Origin of the sequence: Alteriqipengyuania flavescens (assembly GCF_030406725.1) — a bacterium.
Taxonomy (GTDB): domain Bacteria; phylum Pseudomonadota; class Alphaproteobacteria; order Sphingomonadales; family Sphingomonadaceae; genus Alteriqipengyuania_B; species Alteriqipengyuania_B flavescens.
Map to the genome: position 1 here is coordinate 2,149,521 of NZ_CP129107.1, position 19,545 is coordinate 2,169,065.

Here is a 19,545-nt window from a genome sequence, read left to right on the forward strand (position 1 = left end):
TCAGCGCTTGTCGACCGGCACGTAGTCGCGCTGCACCGGACCGGTGTAGAGCTGGCGCGGGCGACCGATCTTCTGGCCGGGGTCGGAGATCATCTCGTTCCACTGCGCTACCCAGCCTACCGTGCGGGCCAGCGCGAACAGGGCGGTGAACATGGTCGTCGGGAAGCCGATGGCGGACAGGATGACGCCCGAATAGAAATCGACGTTGGGGAACAGCTTCTTTTCGCGGAAATAGTCGTCGTTCAGCGCCATTTCTTCCAGTTGCAGCGCGGTCTCGAAGACCGGATCGGTCACCTTCAGCGCATCGAACACCTCGCGCACGGTCTTCTGCATCACCGTCGCGCGCGGGTCGTAGTTCTTGTAGACGCGGTGGCCAAAGCCCATCAGGCGGAACGGATCGTTCTTGTCCTTCGCCCGCTCGATATAGTGCGGGATCTTGTCCGGCGTGCCGATCTCGCGGAGCATGTTGAGCGCCGCTTCGTTAGCGCCGCCATGCGCCGGGCCCCACAGGCAGGCGATGCCCGCCGCGATACAGGCGAACGGGTTCGCGCCCGAAGAGCCGGCCAGGCGCACCGTGCTGGTCGAGGCGTTCTGTTCGTGGTCCGCATGCAGGATGAAGATGCGGTCCATTGCCTTTTCGACCGCCGGGATCACCTCGTATTCCTCGGCCGGCACGCCGAAGGTCATGCGCAGGAAATTGCCGGTGTAGCTGAGCGAATTGTCAGGCTGCAGGAAGGGCTGGCCGATCGAGTACTTGTAAGCCCACGCCGCGATGGTGGGCATCTTGGCAATCAGGCGATGGCTCGAAATCTTCCGGTGCTCGGGGTCGGAGATGTCCGTGCTGTCATGGTAGAACGCGGACAGCGCGCCGACCACGCCGCACATGATCGCCATCGGGTGCGCGTCGCGGCGGAAGCCCTGGTAGAACTGGCGCAGCTGGTCGTGCAGCATCGTGTGGCGCGTGATCGTGTAGGTGAACTCGTCCAGCTCTTCCTGGCTCGGCAACTCGCCGTTCAGCAGGAGATGGGAGACTTCCATGAAGCTGGAGTGTTCCGCCAGCTGGCCGATCGGATAGCCGCGGTGGAGGAGAACGCCTTCCTCGCCATCGATATAGGTGAGGCCGCTCTCGCAGCTGGCGGTGGAGGTGAAGCCGGGGTCGAAGGTGAACGCGCCGGTCTGGCCGTAGAGCTTGCGGATATCGACCACGTCCGGGCCGCAGCTGCCCTGCAGTACGGGGTAATCATATTCGTTTCCGGCGAGGTGGAGTTTCGCGTTGTCGGCCATTGTGGTTCTCCTCAAATTTGCCCGTTCAGTCCGCGGCGGGAACGGCCTGCGCGTCGATCCGCGCGAGGCTTTCTTCCCGGCCCAGCAAGACCAGAACGTCGAAAATTCCGGGCGATATGGTGGTGCCCGTCAGCGCCGCCCGCATCGGCTGCGCCAGTTTGCCAAGACCCAGTTCATGCGCCTCTGCAAGCGATTTCAGCGTGGCTTCCAGTGCCTCGCTTGTCCAGTCATTTTCCGCCGCCAGAGCGTTCGAAACCAGTGACAGCCGGGACCGACCATCGTCGTCCAGCAGCTTGGCAGCCTTGTCCGTCATTTCGAGCGGTCGCTCGGCGAAGAGAAAGGCGGCGCCTTCGGCCAGTTCGTGCGTGGTTTTCGCGCGCATCTTCAGGAACGGCATGGCGCGTTCCAGCAGGTCCAGATCGACCTCGCCGCCGATTTCATCGGCGACCAGCCGCGCAAGCCGCGCATCGTCCGCCTCGCGGATGTGGTGGCCGTTCAAGTGCTCCAGCTTCTTGAGGTCGAAGCGCGAGGCGCTCTTGCCGACACCGTCGATGTCGAACAGCGCGATCGCCTGTTCCCTGGTGAATTCCTCCTGGTCGCCGTGTCCCCAGCCAAGGCGCAGGAGGTAATTGAACAGCGCCTCGGGCAACACGCCGAGCTCGTCGCGATAGGCCTCCACGCCCACCGCGCCGTGGCGTTTCGACAGCTTGGCCCCGTCGGCACCGTGGATCAGCGGGACGTGGGCATAGACCGGCTCGTCCCAGCCCATCGCCCTGATCACCGGCAGTTGGCGGAAGGCGTTGTTAAGGTGGTCGTCGCCGCGGATGATGTGGGTGCAGCCCATGTCGTGATCATCGACCACCACGGCGAGCATGTAGGTCGGCGTCCCGTCGGCGCGCAGGATGATGTAATCGTCGATCTCGGCGTTCTTCACCGTGACACGGCCCTGCACGGCGTCCTCGATCACCGTTTCGCCCTCGGTCGGGGTTTTCAGGCGGATGGTGAAGGGCGTGCCTTCCGGCGCCTCGGCAGAATCGCGGTCGCGCCAGCGCCCGTCGTAGCGCATCGGCAGCTTCTTGGCGCGCTGTTCGGCGCGCATCGCTTCCAGTTCCTCGGACGTGGCGAAGCACTTGTAGGCATTGCCGCTTTCGAGCAGCTGCAGCGCGACTTCGCGGTGGCGGTCGGCGCGCTGCGACTGGAATACGGGATCGCCGTCGAAATCGAGGCCCAGCCAGTCGAGCCCTTCGATAATCTTGTCGATCGCATCCTGGGTCGAGCGCTTCTGGTCCGTATCCTCGATCCGGAGCAGCGCCTTGCCGCCGTGGTGCCGGGCGAACAGCCAGTTGAACAGGGCGGTACGCGCGCCGCCCAAGTGCAGGTAACCGGTGGGCGAGGGCGCAAACCTGGTTACAACCTGTCCGCCATTCGCGCCGCTTCCGCTTGCCATTACGCCCGCTTTCCTTTCCACTGTGCCGATGGCCGGTAATGCCTCACGCCACGTGCCCATCGGGGAGGGAACCGGCAATGCTGCAATGCAGCGCTCGCCTTGGCGAATGCGGGCTGCCTTGTCCAGTATCCTCGACCGCGGCGAAGCGTTCCTCGACCAAGCCGGTTTCGACCGAGCCCCGTGGCTAACGGTGGCCTTGGCGGTGGGCATCGCCAGCTGGTTTGCGCTGCCGAGCGGCGAGTGGTGGATGGGCAGCATTGCCGCGGCAGTCATCGCCGCCGTCGCGGCCCTTGCGATCTGGCGGGACCGGGACGAGCGCGCATTGCTGCGACAGGGGATTGCGGGGCTCGCTCTTGCCTTCGCAGTCGGCGTGGCCCTGGTCTGGCTGCGCTCGGGGCTGGTGGGCCAGGAACCGTACGAGGCACCGCGCTATGGCCCTGTGCAGGCGCGCGTCCTTGAGCGTATCGAGCAACCGGCGGACGAGCGGGTGCGGCTGGTGGTCGCGGCGCGCGATGCCGACACCGGGCGCGCGGTGAAGCTGCGCGTCAACGTACCGCTGGAGGAGGACCGACCGGGTCTGGCCGAGGGCGCTCTCGTCCGCTTCGACGCGCGGCTGATGCCGCCGGCGCCGCCGATGCTTCCGGGCGCCTATAATTTCGCGCGAACCGCGTGGTTCGAAGGCTATGCTGCGACCGGATCGGCAGTCGGCCCGGTGGAGGTCGTGGAGCCGGCGGGGAATCCGCCGGTCCTCGCGCGCTGGCAAAGGGGGCTGAGCGCCCACGCGCGCGACCGGCTGGGGGGAGCGCCGGGCGCAATCGCGGCAACATTCGCCAGCGGCGACCGCGGGGCCATCGGCGAAGCGGACGAGGAGGCGATGCGCGATGCGGGGCTGACGCACCTCCTGTCCATCAGCGGCCTCCATGTGAGCGCGGTGATTGCCGCAGCCTATCTTGTTGCAATCAAGCTCCTGGCGCTGTGGCCATGGCTTGTCCTGCGTGTCCGGCTGCCGGTCATCGCGGCGGCCATCGCGGCGCTGGCGGGCATCGCCTACACCCTGTTGACCGGGGCGCAGGTGCCCACCGTGCGCAGCTGCGTGGGTGCCGTGCTGGTCCTCATCGCGCTGGCGCTGGGGCGTGAACCGCTGAGCCTGCGCATGGTCGCGGTGGCGGCCGCGTTCGTGCTGTTCCTGTGGCCGGAATCGCTCGTCGGACCGAGCTTCCAGATGAGCTTTTCGGCGGTGATCGCCATCGTCGCGCTGCATAATGCGGCATGGGTTAAGCGCTTCCTCGTTCCGCGGGAGGAAAGTTGGCTGTCCCGCTTCGGGAGGCGCAGTGTCATGCTGCTGGTAACCGGCATGGTGATCGAGCTCGCATTGATGCCCATCGTGCTGTTCCATTTCCACCGCGCAGGGCTGTACGGTGCCTTCGCCAATGTGCTCGCGATCCCGCTTGTCACTTTCGTATCGATGCCGCTGATCGCGATTGCGCTGGTTTTCGACATCGTCGGGCTGGGCGCGCCGGCCTGGTGGATGGCCGGCAAGTCGCTGGAAGGTCTGCTGGCGCTGGCGCATTTCACATCGTCCCAGCCCGGTTCGGTGAAGCTGAGCCCGGCCATGGGGCTGGGGACATTCGGGCTGTTCGTGGTGGGATTGCTCTGGCTGGCGTTATGGCAAGGGCGGGCGCGGCTGTGGGGTTTCGCCCCTGTGGCGGCGGCAAGCGCCTTGCTGCTCGCCACGCCGGTCCCCGATGTCATGATCACCGGCGACGGGCGGCACGTCGGCGTCACTCAGCCGGACGGGACCTTGCTGGTGCTGCGCGAAAGCCGCTCGAGCTATACCAGCGACAACCTGCGCGAACTGGCGGCGACGCGCGCGGAGCCTATTGCCATTGCCAACCACCCCGATGCGGAATGCAGCCGCGATTTCTGCGTGATAGCGATCGCGCGCGGCGGCCGCGACTGGAGCATCCTGATGGCGCGAAGCCGGGACCGGGTGGAAGAGCGGGCGCTGGCGGCCGCCTGCGAGCAGGCCGACATCGTGGTCGCCGACCGGTGGCTGCCGCGAAGCTGCCGGCCGCGCTGGCTGAAGGCGGACCGCAACCTCCTTGGCGACACGGGCGGGATTTCCATCGACCTTGCGAGCGAAAATTTCGCGACGGTCGCGCAGCGGCAGGGCGACCACGGCTGGTGGAAACCGCGCGAAGACCGCTACGCGCGGCGTTGATCCGGCCTCCCGATACACAAACGCCGCCCGAACGGGGCGGCGCTTGCACTAACCGTAGCGGCAGCCGGCGTCAGTGGTAGCGACGAAGCAGTCCGGCGAGCTTGCCCTGCACCTGAACTTCGTTCGGCCGGTAGACCTGCGCCTCGTAGGAAGCGTTCGCGGGATCGAGCCGGACCATGCCGCTTTCGCGCCGCAAATATTTCAGCGTGGCTTCCTCGTTATTGACGAGCGCAACGACGATTTCCCCATCGCGTGCCGTGTCGGTGCGCTTCACCAGCGCATAGTCGCCATCGAAAATGCCTGCTTCGATCATCGAGTCGCCGGACACTTCCAGCGCATAGTGCTCGCCTGCTCCAAGCAGGGCCGCTGGAACGGGCAGCGACTGGTCGCCTTCCAGCGCTTCGATCGGCGCACCGGCAGCAATGCGGCCGTGGAGGGGAACCTCGATCACGTCATTGGCGGCGGAAGGTGCCGCAGCCGGCGGCGTGACCGCACGCGACACGGCATCGTTGGCCGCAGCCGGTTTGCGCGTTGCGGTCTGCATGTCCTCGGGACTGCGCAGCACTTCGAGCGCGCGGGCGCGGTTGGGCAGGCGGCGGATGAAGCCGCGTTCCTCGAGCGCGGAAATCAGGCGGTGCACCCCCGATTTCGACTTCAGGTCCAGCGCATCCTTCATTTCCTCGAAACTCGGGGAAATGCCGGTTTCATCGAGTCGGTCACGGATGAAAAGCAGCAGTTCGTGTTGCTTGGCGGTCAGCATCGACACGCTCCCTAAAGCGCCCGCTAAGACATCCACCGCGTGGGCATTTTGGTGAACGAATAAGGAACAATTAAGCAACCTTTGCGGTTCAGTCAAGCGACAGAACCAGAACGGTTCCTTTTCTTCGCCAGGGCTGCGAAGCTGCTGGTCAGATCCCAAGCAAGCTGCGCGTCGCAGCCTCGAGATCGTCCTGCCGCATCAGGCTTTCGCCCACGAGGAAGCAGCGCACGCCTGAAGCGGCGAGCCGCTCGCAGTCGGCATGGCTTTCGATGCCGCTTTCGCCGACGAGGACGCTGCCGGCAGGTGCCATCGCCGCAAGCCGTTCGGTGGTGGCGAGGTCGGTGGTAAAAGTCCTGAGATCGCGGTTGTTGACGCCGAGCAGGCGGGACCGGAGCTTCAGGGCCCGGTCCATCTCGGCTTCGTCGTGGACTTCGACCAGCACGTCCATCCCGCGCTCCAGCGCGGCGGCCTCGATCTCCGTCATCGCGACGTCGTCCAGCGCGGCTACGATAATGAGAATCGCATCCGCGCCCAGCGCACGGCTTTCGGCGACTTGCCACGGGTCGATCATGAAATCCTTGCGCAGCACGGGCAGGGCGCAGCTCTTGCGCGCATCGACCAGATAGTCTTCATGCCCCTGGAAATAGGGTGGGTCGGTGAGCACGGAAAGGCACGCCGCCCCGCCACGCTCGTAATCGATCGCGTGCTCGTGCGGGCGGAAATCGGCGCGAATCAATCCCTTGGAGGGCGAAGCCTTCTTTATTTCCGCGATCAGGCCGAAACCGGTTGCCGCTTTCGCCTCCAGCGCCATGCGAAAGCCGCGCGGCGGGGTGGCCTGCAAGGCGGCACGGTCGAGATCTTCGAGAGTGGCAACCGCCTTGCGCGCAGCCACTTCCTCGCGCTTGGTCGCGCAGATTTCTTCCAGCTTGTTCATCGGGCGAGGGCGATCCAGTCTTGCAGCAGCTTGCGCGCGCGTCCGCTGTCGATCGCTTCGGCGGCCATTTCCGCGCCGCTCTGCCAGTCCGCCGCCGCATCGGCAACGATCAGGGCGGCAGCGGCATTGAGGCACACGGCGTCGCGATAGGCGCTCGGCCAGCCGTCGAGCAAATCGCGCAAGGCCTGCGCATTGTGTGCGGGGTCGCCGCCGCGAATGGCTTCCAGCGGTGCGGAGGGAAGGTTTGCCATCGAGGCATCGACGCGGCGCATCGCGAATTCGTTTCCGGTAACGTCCGCCAGTTCGTTGCCGCCCGCAAGGCTCAGCTCGTCGAGGCTTTCGTCGCCGGAAACGATGAACGTCCGCACCGTGCCCAGCCGCGCCGCCGCATCGCCATAGATCGACACGTAGGCGGGCCGGGCGATCCCGATCAGCTGGCGCTTCACGCCGACCGGATTCGATAGCGGGCCCATCAAATTGAAGATCGTGCGCCGGCCGAGCTTCTTGCGGATGGGCTGGATGCGGCCCATCGCCGGGTGGTGGTTGGGCGCAAAGAGGAAGCAGATGCCGATTTCCGCCAGCGTCGTCTCCGCCGTGCGGCCCGCGGCCGCCATGTCGAGCCCGAGCACTTCCAGCGTGTCGGCAACGCCGGCTTTGGACGAAATTGCGCGATTGCCATGGCGCGCGACGGGGACGCCGCAGGCGGCCACGACCAGCCCCACGGCGGTCGAGACGTTGAGCGTGTGATGCCCGTCGCCGCCGGTGCCGCAGACGTCGATGGCGTTGTCGGGCCCCGCGACGGGTACGAGCCTGGCGCGCAGGGCGCGGGCCGCACCGGCGATTTCCTCGGCCGTCTCGCTGCGTTCGGTCATGGCGAGCAGGAAGCGGGCGATTTCCTCATCCGTCGCCTCGCCATCGAGGATCCAGCCGAAGACCTCCTCGGCCTCGGCTTCGGTCATGTACGGAACGGCGAGCGGCAGCGTCTTCATGCGGGCACCGTGGCGGACAGGCCGCAGAGAGCAAGAAAATTGGCGAGTAGGGCATGGCCATGCTCGGTCGCGATGCTTTCCGGGTGGAACTGCACGCCGTGGATGGGTAGCGAGACATGGCGGAAGCCCATCACGCTGGTGCCGTCGAGGCCCGGTGTCTCGGATGTGGCGTTCACGACCAGCGCATCGGGAATCTCTTCGACCACCAGCGAGTGATAGCGCGTGGCGGTGAAGGGCGAGGGCAGGCCGGCGAAGACGCCGCTGTCGTCGTGCTCCACCGGGCTGGTCTTGCCGTGCATCAGCCCCCCGCGCACGACCTTGCCGCCGAAATGTTGCCCGATCGCCTGGTGGCCCAGGCACACGCCGAGCAAGGGCCGCTGCGCATCGGCGCAAGCCGCGACGAGGTCGAGACTGATCCCGGCTTCGTTCGGGGTGCACGGCCCGGGCGAAATAAGGATGCCCTTCGCCCCGGTAGCCAGCGCCTTTGCAGCGCCCATCGCGTCGTTACGCTCCACCCGCACCTCTGCACCCAGTTCCATCAGGTAGTGGACCAGGTTGAAGGTAAAGCTGTCGTAATTGTCGATGACGAGGATCATGGCTTCAGCGAGCTTTTGCGGGTTTGTGGCCGGCAATCAAGCGCGCCGGCTAACCGCGCCGATCCGCAAATGCATCCGTCGCGCGGACCAGCCCGTCGATGATGCCCGGTTCGCCGGCGCTGTGGCCCGCATCGTGGACTATCCACAAATCGGCTTCGGGCCACGCTTTCTTGAGCTCCCACGCGCTCGTCGGCGGGGTGCAGATGTCGTGGCGTCCCTGCACGATGATGCCGGGAATGTGCTTGATGCGATCGACATTGGCCAGCAGCTGCGCCTCTTCCAGGAAGAAATTCTCCAGGAAGAAGCGCGCGCAGATCCGGGCGAAGGGGATCGCCTTGGCCGGGTCGGCGAAGCTGTCGAGCAGCTTTTCGTCCGGCAGCAAGGTGGCGACGCTCCCCTCCCACAGCGACCATTCGCGCGCGGCGGAGAGGCGGGTTTCCTCGTCCTCGCTGGTCAGCCGGGCGTGATAGGCGCGCACCATGTCGTCGCGCTCGTTTTCGGGGATCAGGCCGTTGAAGTCGTCCCACTGCTCGGCCATGATTTCGCTCGCGCCGTAAGTATAGAGCCAGTCTTTCTCCTTCTGCCGGGCGAGGAATACGCCGCGCAGGACGATTTCGGTCGTGCGGCCGGGGTGCTCCTGCGCATAGGCCAAGGCGAGCGTTGCGCCCCAGCTGCCGCCGAAGACCTGCCAAGTGTCATGGCCGCACATTTCGCGCAGCTTCTCGATATCGCCGACGATGCGCCACGTGTCGTTGTGTTCGATTTCCGCGAAGGGCAGCGACTTGCCGCAGCCGCGCTGGTCGAACAGCAGCACGTCGTATCGGTCCGGATCCCACTGGCGGCGGTGATCGGGGCTCATCCCGCCGCCCGGGCCGCCGTGGAGGAACACCGCCGGCTTCGCGCCCGGCGTGCCGACGCGCTCGTAATAGAGCGAGTGGCCCTCTCCGACATCGAGCATGCCGGTCTCGTAAGGCTCGATTTCGGGGTATAGCGTGCGACGGTCGGTCATGGCGTGTCCTTTCGTGGGGTTTGCCGCTTTTCGACGACGACAAGAGGGCCGAGCAGGGCACCCGTATCCATCCGTTCGCGCGCCGGGTCCCACAGCGCGCTGACCGAACCGTCGAGATAGAGCGCGTTCGGCGTGGCGAGATCGTCGCGGAACAGGCGCGCAAGCTTGCCGAAGCTGACGGGCTGCTCGGAAATTACGAAATGGGCGCGGCCTTCGCCGTCGACGCCGACGCCGTTGCGGACGAAGCGGCTGGGGCCGTCTTCGTCGATCTTCGGATGCAGTTCGCCGCCGATCACCAGCATCGGGCCGCTCTGGGTGCCGAAGGCCGGCCGGTCCTTCACGCTTTCGTAGAAGTCTTCGGCCGTGCGGATTTCCCACTTTCCGTCAGTGCCATAGAAGACGCCGTTGGGAAGCAGGTGGAAGTTGCCGAGGCCCTTGGCGCGGTTCAGTTCCTGCAATCGCTTGCCGCCTTCGACATAGTAGCCGATCGGCTTGCCTGCATTGTCGAACATGCCGGCGTTCATGGCAAAGGCGACAGGCGCGCTGTCGGACGGGCGGTCGAGCGCATAATCCACGAAACCGCGATAAGCCTGCCCGCGCGAACCGCCGAGCGCCATGGTGATTGCGTGCTGCTTCGGGTCGGCGACGCAGTGGGTGAAGCGCGCGTCCTCGAACGTGACGCTGCGGCAAGCGGAGGCCGGTTGGGCGGAAGCCTTCGCGCCCGGTTCGGGCTCCTCCGCAGCTGTTCCGCATGCGGCCAGCGCGAAGGCGGCGAGAAGGGCGACGCGCCTCACTGGCCGAAGCCCGGTTCCTGCGCCAGGCGCACGGCCTCACGCGCCGCGGCGAACAGGGCGCCGGCCTTGGCTTCGCATTCGCGCTGTTCGTACTCGGGGTCACTGTCGGCGACGATGCCAGCACCGGCCTGCACATGCATCGTGCCGTCCTTCACCACCGCAGTGCGCAGCACGATGCAGCTGTCGACCGAACCGTCGGGCGCGAAGTAGCCGACCCCGCCGGCATAGGCACCGCGGGCTTCGGGCTCGAGTTCGGCGATGATTTCGCATGCCCGGATCTTGGGCGCACCGCTTACCGTTCCGGCAGGGAAGCCGGCGAACACGGCGTCGAGCGCGTCGCGCGCCCCGTCAAGCTGGCCGACAACGTTGCTGACGATGTGCATGACGTGGCTGTAGCGTTCGACCGTGAAGCTGTCGGTGACCTCGACCGTGCCCTTCGCCGCCACGCGCCCGACATCGTTGCGCCCCAGGTCCAGCAGCATCAGGTGCTCGGCCCGCTCCTTGGGATCGGCCAGCAGGCTCGCCTCGTTGGCGCGGTCTTCGGCCTGGTTCGCGCCGCGAGGCTGTGTGCCGGCGATCGGACGGATCGTGACCTCGCCGTCGCGCACGCGGACGAGGATTTCCGGACTCGATCCCACGACGGCAAAGCCCGGCAGATCGAGGAAATAGAGGAAGGGCGACGGGTTGATGCGCCGTAACGCGCGATAAAGCTGCAAGGGCGGCAGCGCGAAGGGCGTGGTGAACCGCTGGGCCAGCACGACCTGGAAGATGTCTCCCGCGACGATGTAATCCTTCGCCCGCGCCACCATCGCGCGGTAATCTTCGACGGCTAGCTGCGGCTCCACCGCGATTTCGGGACGCGCCTGCAGTGCCTCGGCTTTTGCCGGGACGGTACCGAGCGCGCGGATGGTTTCGTCGATGCGCTCCGCAGCCCGCTCCAGCGCCTGTCCGGGAGCATCGCCGCCCGCCCAAACGGGGGCAATGACGAACAGCTTGTCCTCCAGCCCGTCGAACACCAGCAGCACGGTCGGGCGCACGAACAGCATGTCGGGCAGACCGATGCCCTTTCCGGCAGCGCGCGGCAGGCTTTCAACCAGGGCTATAGTCTCGTAGCCGAAATAGCCGACAAGGCAGGCGAGGGCGGGCGGCAGGCCATCGGGCACATCGATGCGGCATTCGGCGGCAAGCGTGCGCAATTCCGCCAGGCCGTCAGCGGCCAGCGGTACGAAGCTATCCCGATCCGATTGCCAGTCGCGGTTGATTTCGGCTGCCGCACCGGAGGCGCGGAAGACGAGGTCCGGGTCGAGGCCGATGAGGCTGTAGCGCCCCCGGATCGCCCCGCCTTCGACCGATTCCAGCAGGAAATCGCCGCGCTTTTCGACCATCAGCTTCGCCGCTAGCCCGACCGGCGTTTCTGTATCGGCGACGATTTCGCGCCACACCAGCGCCGGGCGCGACGCAGCGAGCTCCGCCAGCGCCTCGGGCGCGCCGTTCAGCGCGGCGGAGGTCAATTGCCGGCGTTCTGGCCGAGGAGCTGCGCGCGCAGGGCGCTAATCGCATCCTCGTTGCGCTCGACGCCGACATCTTCGCGTGCGGCCGTGCGGAACTGCGCAGCCAGCTCGTCGCCCAGCACGGTGGCGAGCTGCTGGCGGAAGGCCGCCTCGCGTTCCGGCGACAGGTCTTCGCCCGGCGTCACGTCGGTGAGGTTGATGACCAGCCAGCCTTCACCGCCGCGCTCCTCGAGCTTCTTGGCGGTGCCGCGCGCCATGGAGAACATGAGCGCGAGTTCCGGCCCGACCTTCTGTTCGCGGGCCATCTGGGTCAGCTGCTCGCGTGTCATGGAGATACGGCGCGGTGCGGGCAGGCTGGCGTCCAACGCGCGCACCGCATCGGCCAGGGACGCGCCGCCGTCGATCCGCTTGAGGATGGCATTGGCGACTTCGCGTGCCTTTGCCTGGCCCTGGTCCAGCTTCCAGCGGGCGATAACCTCGTCACGCACTTCGGCAAGCGGCGGCGCGCTCGATTCGGTGACATCGGCGACGTCGAACAGCAGGAAGGTCGTTCCCGCCTCGATCTCGCCGATTTGCGGTTCGTTGGTGTCCATGTCGAATGCGGTGCGGATTGCGGGGGCGATGACTTCGGGCGCGGTCTCGTCAGTGCCGTAAACGCGGCCCTCGATCGTGATCGGGCGAGTGGTGGATATTTCGATCCCCAGCGTTTCGGCGATCTCGCGGATGTTGCTGCCGTTGTCGATCTCGTCCTCGATCGAGGAGGCCATCTGGATCAGCGCCTCGCGCCGCTGTTCGGCGGCCAGCTGCTCGCTGATCTCGCCGCGCGCTTCCGCGATGCTGCGGGCGGGGATGTCGCGGATGTTGTCGACCCGCACGACATAGTAGCCCAGCGGACCGCGGGCCACGGCGGCAACCTGCCCGGAACCGGCCGCAAAAACCGCTTCGGCGACGGCTTCGGATGTCTGCTCGGCATAGGCCTCTTCATCGACCGGACCGACTTCGGCGGTGGCGAGGCCTTTGCCGGAAGCCGACTGTGCCAGCGAGGTGCCGCTATTGACTTCGCGCACGATGGCGTCGGCCGCAGCGCGGGTCGGAACCACGAGCTGCGTCACGGTCCGCTGCTCCGAAGCGGCATACTGGGCGGCATCGCGGCGGTAGCGCGCGGCGATCTGCTGGTTGGTCGGGGCGGGAAGCTCGCCCAGGGTGGCATCGCCGAAAGTGGCATAGCGCACCACGCGGCGTTCGGGGCGGACCCATTCGCTGCGGTTGTCGGCGTAATACTTGCTCAGCGTCTCGGCGCTCGGCCCGGCGGCTGGCGCATAGCTGGTGGCGGGCACGCTCAGCACTTGTGCGGTGCGCGTCTCGCTGAAGATCGCGGCGTAGCGATCCGAAATCCCCTTGGGCATCTGCGCGCCGAAGGCCACCGGATTGAGGACCTGGCGCAGCAGCAGCGTGTCGGCGATGTCGGAGCGGACCTGCGCATCGCTCAGCCCCTGCTGCTGGAGGATCGCGGAATAGGCCTCGGCACTGAAATTGCCGTCGGCACCCTTGAACGCGTCGATATTGCCGATTTCGCTGTCCACCAGCCGGCGGCCGGCTTCGAAGCCGTATTTTTCCGCGAACTGCGAGATCGCGAAGCGGTCGAACTGCGATTCCAGCAGCGCCTCGAACTCGCCGCTGCTGATGAATTCTTCCATCGTCAGCTCGGGGTTCTGGCGCCGCAGAGCGTTGACCCGGTTGCGCACGATCGCATCCATCTCGCCAGTGCCGATCTTGCGGTCGCCGACCACGGCCACACGGTTGCCGCCGGCCACCCCGCCGAACGTCGCCGATCCGGACACGTCGGCACTGGCGAAGGCGAGGGCGATGAGCCCCAGGAAGCCCAGCGTGATCGCAAGCCCGATCTTGGAACTGAAGAATTTGCGGAAACCTTGCATCATGACCGTGAGAAATCCCGTCTGCGGCGCATTCCGCGGGCATCATCGCCAGTCGGAGCGCCGGAAATCTGGCGCGCTATTATCTGCCTTGCGGCAGTCCCGCAACAGGTCCGCGCCAGTTTGCCGGAATGTGGATAAAGCGGCTTTGACAAACGCTGAATGGTCGCCATAGCAGGGCGCAAACTCAGCCCCGCCTTCGGGGCCGCTCAAATATACCCAAGGAAAACGATGTCGGAACGCCCTTATATCGTCGGCAACTGGAAGATGCATGGCACCCGCGCCATGCTGGCCGAAGCGCGCGCGATCGACCGCGCGGCAGAACGCCTGATGCGCACCGAAGTCGCGATCGCACCGCCGTTCACGCTGATTCATGCCGTGCGCAAGGAAGCGAACCTGATCGCCGTGGGCGGCCAGGATTGCCACCCGGAAGAAAGCGGCGCCCACACGGGTGACGTGTCGGCTTCCATGGTCAAGGACGCCGGCGCCAGCTTCGTCATACTGGGCCATAGCGAACGGCGCCAGAACCACGGCGAGGACAATGCGCTGGTGAAGCGCAAGATGGCCGCCGCCTTCGACGTCGGGCTCAACGTCATCCTGTGCGTGGGCGAAACCGCCGAGGAACGCGACGCCGGCAAGGCGGAGGCTGCGGTCTTCCGCCAGCTGGAAGAATCGCTGGTCGAGGTGGATACGATCCCGGAACGCCTGACGGTCGCCTATGAACCGGTCTGGGCCATCGGCACCGGCCGGAGCGCTTCGGTCGAGGAAATCGGCGCCATGCACTCCGCCCTGCGCGGCCGCATGGGCGAACTCCTCGGCATGGGCGGCGAAGGCGTGCGGATCATCTACGGCGGATCGGTCAATGCCGACAACATCACCGAAATTCTTGGCGTGGACGATGTCGACGGCGCGCTCGTCGGCGGTGCGAGCCTGACGGCGGAGAGCTTCCTCGGCATCATCATCGCGGCCGCATCGCCCGACGGCGACGGCTGAGGCTACTTCGCCGGCAGGCCTTGCTTGAAAGCGCGGGCGTGCCCAGCTAAGGGCGCAGCCGAGCGGGCCTGCCTGCAGGCAGCAGGCGCCCAGACAGACATTCGACCACCGGAAACCGCACAATGTTCACCTTCCTGACTGTCCTCCAGGCTATCGTGGCCGCATCGCTTGTCGTGGTGATCCTGATGCAGCGTTCGGAAGGTGGCGGCCTCGGCATGGGCGGCAATCCGTCGGGCCTGATGTCGGCCCGCGGTGCAGCGGACTTCCTGACCCGCGCAACCAAGTGGCTGGCGATAACCTTCGTGGGCCTGACGATCGTGCTGGCGGCAATCGCGGTGGAAACCACTGGCGGCAATGCACCGGAGATCGACACGTCGCTCGATCGTTCGGTCGACCGGCAGGCGGATCCGGTACCGGGAGATCCGGGCCTCGACGGCGAAGAGCCGGTCGATTCGACGCCTGCGCCGAACGACGATCCGCTGGGCGACCTGCTGAATTGATCCGTCTTGCGGGCAGGGCAATCGCCCGCCCGGCAAATTTTGTGCGGACAAGCGCTTTGAGCGCTTGCGCCGAATCCCACCCCATGCGTAAGGCTCGGCTCCCATGGCGCGGTATATTTTCATCACCGGCGGCGTGGTCTCCTCGCTCGGCAAAGGTCTCATGGCGGCAAGCCTCGGTGCGCTGCTGCAGGCGCGCGGCTTCAAGGTCCGCATTCGCAAGTTCGACCCGTATCTCAATGTCGATCCGGGGACGATGAGCCCCTACCAGCACGGCGAAGTCTACGTAACGGACGACGGGGCGGAGACCGACCTCGACCTTGGCCATTACGAGCGTTTCACCGGCGTATCCGCGCGGCAGGCGGACAACATCACTTCCGGGCGCGTGTACCAGCAGATCATCGCCAAGGAACGCCGCGGCGACTATCTCGGCGCGACGGTCCAGGTGATCCCGCACGTGACGGACGAGATCAAGAATTTCGCCCTGCACGACGATGACGACCACGATTTCATCCTGTGCGAAATCGGCGGCACGGTCGGCGATATCGAGAGCTTGCCGTTCATCGAGGCGATCCGCCAACTGCGCAACGAGCTGGGTCCGGACAAGACCGCGCTGATCCACGTAACGCTGGTGCCGTACATCTCGGCCGCAGGCGAGCTGAAAACCAAGCCTACCCAGCACTCTGTACGCGAGCTCACCAGCCTGGGCGTGCAGCCCGACGTGCTGCTGTGCCGCTGCGAGCACGAACTGCCGGAGAACGAGCGGCGCAAGATCGCGCAGTTCTGCAACGTGCGCCCCTCCGCCGTCATTCAGGCGCTCGATGCGCCGAGCATCTACGCGGTGCCCCTGCAATATCACCGCGAAGGGCTCGACGACGAGGTCCTCAAGCATTTCGGCATCGACGCGCCTCAACCTGACCTCACCGTCTGGAACGATGTGGTCGACCGCTTTGCCAATCCCGAAGGCGAGGTCACGATCGGTGTGGTCGGCAAGTATGTCGGCCTGCCGGATGCCTACAAGTCGCTCAACGAGGCGCTGATCCACGGCGGGATGAAGCACCGCGTCAAGGTCCACATCAAGTGGATCGATGCGGAGATGTTCGAAGACGAAGACGCCGATCTCGCCGCGAAACTGGAGCCGCTGCACGCGATCCTGGTGCCGGGCGGTTTCGGCGAGCGTGGGTCCGAGGGCAAGATTGCCAGCGTCCGCTTCGCGCGGGAGCGCAAGGTGCCGTTCCTCGGCATCTGCCTCGGCATGCAGATGGCCTGTATCGAAGGGGCCCGTAACACGGCCGGCGTGGCTGCCGCTTCTTCCACCGAATTCGGCCATACTCCGGAACCGGTGGTGGGCATCATCACCGAATGGATGAGCGAGGAAGGCCTCCAGCAGCGTGACGCCGACACCGATCTGGGTGGCACGATGCGCTTGGGTGCTTACGATGCGAAGCTTTCCGCCAACAGCCACGTGTCACGGATCTACGGCGGTGAAACCACGATCAGCGAGCGGCACCGCCACCGTTACGAGGTGAACGCCGCCTATATCGAGCAACTCGAACGCGGTGGCCTGGTATTCTCAGGCATGTCGCCGGACGGCCTGCTCCCGGAAATCGTCGAGCGCCCCGACCATCCGTGGTTCATCGGTGTGCAGTACCATCCGGAATTGAAGAGCAAGCCGTTCGACCCGCACCCGTTGTTCGCCGGATTCATCGGCGCCGCTGTGGAGCAGTCGCGGCTCGTGTGACCCGCTTCCCGGCGATCTTTTTTGATATTTTACGACAAAAATGCGCCCGATGTCGCATTCATACAAACGCTCCCTTGCCAAAATGGGAACGCTCGCTAACGCTTGTGGTGAAAACGGGGGTTAGCAATTGTTAAAGCGTGGGCCTGCTTTGACGATTGTCGGGTGCAGAACACCGTCTCCGGAAAGCTTGTCGAGTGACCGGTCGTCTTCTGCGACCCGGACGGCCAATTTCTCGACGAGCCGGCGTTCGCGCCGGAGGGGGTGGATCTTCGGATCCGCCCCCTGATCTTTTGTGCGCACCGAAACGCGAAAAGGGCGACGCATCGCTGCGCCGCCCCAATCTTGGTTGTTTGCAGGGAGGTCAGGCCGCGTCTGCGGCTTCCTCGCCTTCGTCGCTAGCCTTGTTCTCCACAACCTTCAGCTCGCTCTGGCCCGGCAGCTTGATGGTCTTGGGCTTCATCGCTTCGGGCACTTCGCGCACCAGGTCGATGGTGAGCAGGCCGTTGGCGAGATCGGCATCGGCCACCCGCACGTAATCGGCCAGTTCGAAGCGGCGCTCGAACCCGCGATTGGCGATGCCGACATGCAGCAATTCGCCCTCGGGGGCGTCGTCGCGCTTGCGGCCCGTCACGGTCAGCAGGTTCTGCTGCGCGGTGATGTCGAGATCGTCCGGCTGCATGCCGGCAACGGCGAGGGTGATGCGATAGGCATCCTCGCCCTGCTTCTCGATATTGAAGGGGGGATAATTATCGCCCGAGTTCTGGCGCGCCGAGCTTTCGAGAAGCTCGAACAGCCGGTCGAAACCGACGGTGGAACGGCGATAGGGGGTGAAATCGAAACGGTTCATCGGAACAAATCCTCCTGGTTGAGCAATTTGACGACACGGACCCGGTATCTCGGCATCTGTGCCTTTGTGGAACGCGGCCCTTGCGGCACCGCCTTTCCACGCCCAATTTAGGGTCACCGCAAATGCGCTTCAAGAGGTGTTGTCGCGCCCGCAAGACCAACTTCGCGAGACAAGGAAACAACAGTGCCAGATAGTAACGACGTCGTCATTTATACCAAGTTCGGCTGCCCGTATTGCGTGCGTGCGAAGCGGCTTCTCGACGAAAAGGGCGTCGAATACGTTGAGCACGACATCACGATGGGCGGCGAAAAGGCGGACGAGATGCGCGCCCGCAAGCCCGATGCGCGGACCGTGCCGCAGATTTTTGTCGGCGACCGCGCGCTTGGCGGGTCGGACGAGCTGGCAGCGCTGGAGCGCGAGGGCAAGCTCGACGAAATCCTCGGCCTCTAGCACCCGCCCATGAGCACCCGCATCGCGATCGCCCAGATGACCACCGGGATCGACCCGGCGGCCAATGCGGCTGCGCTCGTGGATGCCGCACGCACCGCGAGCGAGGGCGGCGCGGCCATGCTCTTCACACCGGAAATGTCGGGCCTGCTCGACCGCGACCGCAAGCGTGCGGCATCGCATATCGTTGCGGAAAGCGAGGACCGGACCCTTGCCGCCATGCGCGAAGAGGCCGCCCGGCTGGGCCTGTGGATCGCGCTCGGTTCGCTTGCCGTGCGGCGCCAGGACGGGCGTTATGCTAACCGATCATTCCTGATCGACGACAGCGGCGAAATCGCCGCGCGCTACGACAAGCTGCACATGTTCGATGTCGAGCTTGGCGGCGATGACGACTGGCGCGAGAGCAACGCCTATGCGCCGGGCGACGCGGTGGTGACCGCCGATACGCCCATCGGCCGTCTCGGCCTTGCGGTGTGTTACGATATCCGCTTTCCAGCGCTGTTCGAAGCACTCGGCCGGGGAAGGTGTGAAGCTATTGCCATTCCGGCGGCGTTTACCGTGCCGACCGGCAAGGCGCACTGGCACCTTCTGCAACGCGCGCGAGCAGTGGAGGCCAGCGCTTTCGTGATCGCCGCCGCGCAGGTCGGCCGGCACGAGGATGGCCGGGCCACATATGGCCATTCGCTGGTGATCGATCCGTGGGGCGAAACGCTGCTCGACATGGGCGGCGAGCAGGCGGGCGTTGCATTTGCCGGAATCGATAAGGCGCGCATCGCGGAGGTGCGGGCCAAACTGCCGAGCCTTGCCAACCGCCGACCGATCCCCGATTTCCCCACGACATGATCGTCTACGACCTTTCCTGCGCCCACGGCCACCGTTTCGAAGGGTGGTTCGGATCGTCCGGCGAATTTTCCGATCAGGTGGCCGAGGGGCTGATCGCTTGTCCGCAATGCGGATCTGTCGAGATCGCCAAGGCTCCGATGGCACCTGCTGTGGGCAGGAAGGGCAACCAGCAAGCCGCCGCGCCCCGTTCGCAGGATGGCGACGCGGTGTCCGGCGGCGCTATGCCTGCCGAGGTGGCCCAGGCGCTTGATGCGGTGGCGAAGGTCCAGGCCAAGGCGCTGGAAACGAGCGAATATGTCGGCGACAGGTTCGCCGAGGAATCCCGCGCGATCCATTACGGCGAGCGGGAAGCAGCCACGATCCACGGCAAGGCGACCGAAAAGGAGCGCCGCGAACTGGTGGAGGAAGGGATCACCGTCACCCCGTTGCTTGCGCCCTTCGTCCCGCCCGACGAGGTCAATTGACGACAGCCTTGTGCCGCGTGTTGCGCGGCCCCGCCCTTTCAATTAGCGAAATCCACCGATGCGCCCGTAGCTCAGCCGGATAGAGCACCAGATTCCTAATCTGGGGGCCACAGGTTCGAATCCTGTCGGGCGCACCATTGAAGCATTCCGGCACGGGATGCTTCAATGGTCCGGCGCTTCAGGAGCGAACCTGGTTCGGAGTCGTAGCGAAGCGAAGACGGGCAATCGCAGAGC

The 19,545-nt window shown here is 65.7% G+C and carries 18 protein-coding genes and 1 tRNA gene; 8 read left to right on the forward strand and 11 right to left on the reverse strand.

The features are described 5' to 3' along the window. Together QQW98_RS11075 and gltX are read right to left on the reverse strand one after the other, a co-directional pair. Positions 1-1,284: a citrate synthase gene (locus QQW98_RS11075; RefSeq protein WP_290134998.1), complete on the reverse strand. Its 1,284-nt coding sequence runs from the start codon at positions 1,282-1,284 to the stop codon at positions 1-3. 25 nt (positions 1,285-1,309) lie between these two features. Then, a complete protein-coding gene (gltX, locus tag QQW98_RS11080; protein ID WP_290134999.1) occupies positions 1,310-2,731 on the reverse strand; it encodes a glutamate--tRNA ligase in 1,422 nt (473 codons plus the stop codon). A 28-nt stretch (positions 2,732-2,759) separates the two neighbouring features. Between gltX and QQW98_RS11085 the strand changes: the two genes are divergently transcribed. After that, a complete protein-coding gene (locus QQW98_RS11085) occupies positions 2,760-4,952 on the forward strand; it encodes a ComEC/Rec2 family competence protein (protein WP_290135000.1) in 2,193 nt (730 codons plus the stop codon). 70 nt (positions 4,953-5,022) lie between these two features. Here QQW98_RS11085 and lexA read toward each other — a convergent pair whose 3' ends face one another. The 8 genes from lexA to QQW98_RS11125 form a co-directional block, all read right to left on the reverse strand. After that, entirely contained in the window at positions 5,023-5,712 is a 690-nt protein-coding gene (gene lexA / locus QQW98_RS11090) for a transcriptional repressor LexA (protein WP_290135001.1), read from the reverse strand. A 148-nt stretch (positions 5,713-5,860) separates the two neighbouring features. After that, the gene (gene trpC, locus QQW98_RS11095) at positions 5,861-6,646 is read right to left on the reverse strand and encodes an indole-3-glycerol phosphate synthase TrpC (protein ID WP_290135002.1); all 786 of its coding nucleotides are present in this window, start codon (positions 6,644-6,646) and stop codon (positions 5,861-5,863) included. Next, the gene (trpD, locus tag QQW98_RS11100) at positions 6,643-7,635 is read right to left on the reverse strand and encodes an anthranilate phosphoribosyltransferase (RefSeq protein ID WP_290135003.1); all 993 of its coding nucleotides are present in this window, start codon (positions 7,633-7,635) and stop codon (positions 6,643-6,645) included. Before trpD ends, trpC begins: the two co-directional genes overlap by 4 nt. Beyond that, positions 7,632-8,231 (reverse strand): anthranilate synthase component II, encoded by a 600-nt coding sequence (locus tag QQW98_RS11105; protein ID WP_290136931.1) that lies wholly within the window; start codon positions 8,229-8,231, stop codon positions 7,632-7,634. The genes trpD and QQW98_RS11105 overlap by 4 nt, the downstream gene beginning before the upstream one ends. A gap of 49 nt (positions 8,232-8,280) precedes the next feature. Beyond that, positions 8,281-9,240 carry a prolyl aminopeptidase gene (gene pip / locus QQW98_RS11110; protein WP_290135004.1) on the reverse strand — a complete coding sequence of 320 codons (960 nt, stop codon included), beginning with the start codon at positions 9,238-9,240 and terminating at the stop codon, positions 8,281-8,283. After that, on the reverse strand, positions 9,237-10,034 hold the full coding sequence (locus QQW98_RS11115) for a phosphodiester glycosidase family protein (protein ID WP_290135005.1): 798 nt from the start codon (positions 10,032-10,034) through the stop codon (positions 9,237-9,239). Before QQW98_RS11115 ends, pip begins: the two co-directional genes overlap by 4 nt. After that, the gene (locus tag QQW98_RS11120; RefSeq protein WP_404800891.1) at positions 10,031-11,419 is read right to left on the reverse strand and encodes an anthranilate synthase component I family protein; all 1,389 of its coding nucleotides are present in this window, start codon (positions 11,417-11,419) and stop codon (positions 10,031-10,033) included. The genes QQW98_RS11115 and QQW98_RS11120 overlap by 4 nt, the downstream gene beginning before the upstream one ends. A gap of 122 nt (positions 11,420-11,541) precedes the next feature. Beyond that, a complete protein-coding gene (locus tag QQW98_RS11125; protein WP_290135007.1) occupies positions 11,542-13,485 on the reverse strand; it encodes a peptidylprolyl isomerase in 1,944 nt (647 codons plus the stop codon). 225 nt (positions 13,486-13,710) lie between these two features. On the opposite strand from QQW98_RS11125, the gene tpiA reads away from it, so the two are divergent. The 3 genes from tpiA (at position 13,711) to QQW98_RS11140 (ending at position 16,710) form a co-directional block, all read left to right on the forward strand. Beyond that, positions 13,711-14,472: a triose-phosphate isomerase gene (gene tpiA, locus QQW98_RS11130; protein ID WP_290135008.1), complete on the forward strand. Its 762-nt coding sequence runs from the start codon at positions 13,711-13,713 to the stop codon at positions 14,470-14,472. A gap of 122 nt (positions 14,473-14,594) precedes the next feature. Further along, positions 14,595-14,972, forward strand: coding sequence for a preprotein translocase subunit SecG (gene secG, locus QQW98_RS11135; protein WP_290135009.1), 378 nt, complete (start codon positions 14,595-14,597; stop codon positions 14,970-14,972). A 103-nt stretch (positions 14,973-15,075) separates the two neighbouring features. Beyond that, positions 15,076-16,710, forward strand: a complete 1,635-nt coding sequence (locus QQW98_RS11140; protein WP_290135010.1) for a CTP synthase — start codon at positions 15,076-15,078, stop codon at positions 16,708-16,710. 361 nt (positions 16,711-17,071) lie between these two features. On the opposite strand, the gene QQW98_RS11145 is transcribed toward QQW98_RS11140, so the two are convergent. Then, positions 17,072-17,557: an Hsp20 family protein gene (locus QQW98_RS11145; protein ID WP_290135011.1), complete on the reverse strand. Its 486-nt coding sequence runs from the start codon at positions 17,555-17,557 to the stop codon at positions 17,072-17,074. A 183-nt stretch (positions 17,558-17,740) separates the two neighbouring features. On the opposite strand from QQW98_RS11145, the gene grxC reads away from it, so the two are divergent. The 4 genes from grxC to QQW98_RS11165 all read left to right on the forward strand — a co-directional run bounded on the left by grxC (position 17,741) and on the right by QQW98_RS11165 (position 19,448). After that, the gene (grxC, locus tag QQW98_RS11150; RefSeq protein ID WP_290135012.1) at positions 17,741-18,007 is read left to right on the forward strand and encodes a glutaredoxin 3; all 267 of its coding nucleotides are present in this window, start codon (positions 17,741-17,743) and stop codon (positions 18,005-18,007) included. Positions 18,008-18,016: 9 nt separating this feature from the next. Then, positions 18,017-18,847, forward strand: coding sequence for a carbon-nitrogen hydrolase family protein (locus tag QQW98_RS11155; RefSeq protein ID WP_290135013.1), 831 nt, complete (start codon positions 18,017-18,019; stop codon positions 18,845-18,847). Further along, on the forward strand, positions 18,844-19,311 hold the full coding sequence (locus QQW98_RS11160) for a DUF1178 family protein (RefSeq protein ID WP_290135014.1): 468 nt from the start codon (positions 18,844-18,846) through the stop codon (positions 19,309-19,311). Before QQW98_RS11155 ends, QQW98_RS11160 begins: the two co-directional genes overlap by 4 nt. Before the next feature lie 60 nt (positions 19,312-19,371). Continuing rightward, positions 19,372-19,448: transfer RNA gene (locus QQW98_RS11165), tRNA-Arg, on the forward strand. The last annotated feature ends 97 nt before the right edge of the window (positions 19,449-19,545 follow it).

Excerpts from the sequence above, each read along its gene's own strand:
- QQW98_RS11075 (WP_290134998.1), bottom strand. The coding sequence starts at position 1,284 with ATGGCCGACAACGCGAAACTCCACCTCGCCGGAAACGAATATGATTAC.
- gltX (WP_290134999.1), bottom strand. The coding sequence starts at position 2,731 with ATGGCAAGCGGAAGCGGCGCGAATGGCGGACAGGTTGTAACCAGGTTT.
- QQW98_RS11085 (WP_290135000.1), top strand. The coding sequence starts at position 2,760 with ATGGCCGGTAATGCCTCACGCCACGTGCCCATCGGGGAGGGAACCGGC.
- lexA (WP_290135001.1), bottom strand. The coding sequence starts at position 5,712 with ATGCTGACCGCCAAGCAACACGAACTGCTGCTTTTCATCCGTGACCGA.
- trpC (WP_290135002.1), bottom strand. The coding sequence starts at position 6,646 with ATGAACAAGCTGGAAGAAATCTGCGCGACCAAGCGCGAGGAAGTGGCT.
- trpD (WP_290135003.1), bottom strand. The coding sequence starts at position 7,635 with ATGAAGACGCTGCCGCTCGCCGTTCCGTACATGACCGAAGCCGAGGCC.
- QQW98_RS11105 (WP_290136931.1), bottom strand. The coding sequence starts at position 8,231 with ATGATCCTCGTCATCGACAATTACGACAGCTTTACCTTCAACCTGGTC.
- pip (WP_290135004.1), bottom strand. The coding sequence starts at position 9,240 with ATGACCGACCGTCGCACGCTATACCCCGAAATCGAGCCTTACGAGACC.
- QQW98_RS11120 (WP_404800891.1), bottom strand. The coding sequence starts at position 11,419 with ATGGTCGAAAAGCGCGGCGATTTCCTGCTGGAATCGGTCGAAGGCGGG.
- QQW98_RS11125 (WP_290135007.1), bottom strand. The coding sequence starts at position 13,485 with ATGATGCAAGGTTTCCGCAAATTCTTCAGTTCCAAGATCGGGCTTGCG.
- tpiA (WP_290135008.1), top strand. The coding sequence starts at position 13,711 with ATGTCGGAACGCCCTTATATCGTCGGCAACTGGAAGATGCATGGCACC.
- secG (WP_290135009.1), top strand. The coding sequence starts at position 14,595 with ATGTTCACCTTCCTGACTGTCCTCCAGGCTATCGTGGCCGCATCGCTT.
- QQW98_RS11140 (WP_290135010.1), top strand. The coding sequence starts at position 15,076 with ATGGCGCGGTATATTTTCATCACCGGCGGCGTGGTCTCCTCGCTCGGC.
- QQW98_RS11145 (WP_290135011.1), bottom strand. The coding sequence starts at position 17,557 with ATGAACCGTTTCGATTTCACCCCCTATCGCCGTTCCACCGTCGGTTTC.
- QQW98_RS11155 (WP_290135013.1), top strand. The coding sequence starts at position 18,017 with ATGAGCACCCGCATCGCGATCGCCCAGATGACCACCGGGATCGACCCG.
- QQW98_RS11160 (WP_290135014.1), top strand. The coding sequence starts at position 18,844 with ATGATCGTCTACGACCTTTCCTGCGCCCACGGCCACCGTTTCGAAGGG.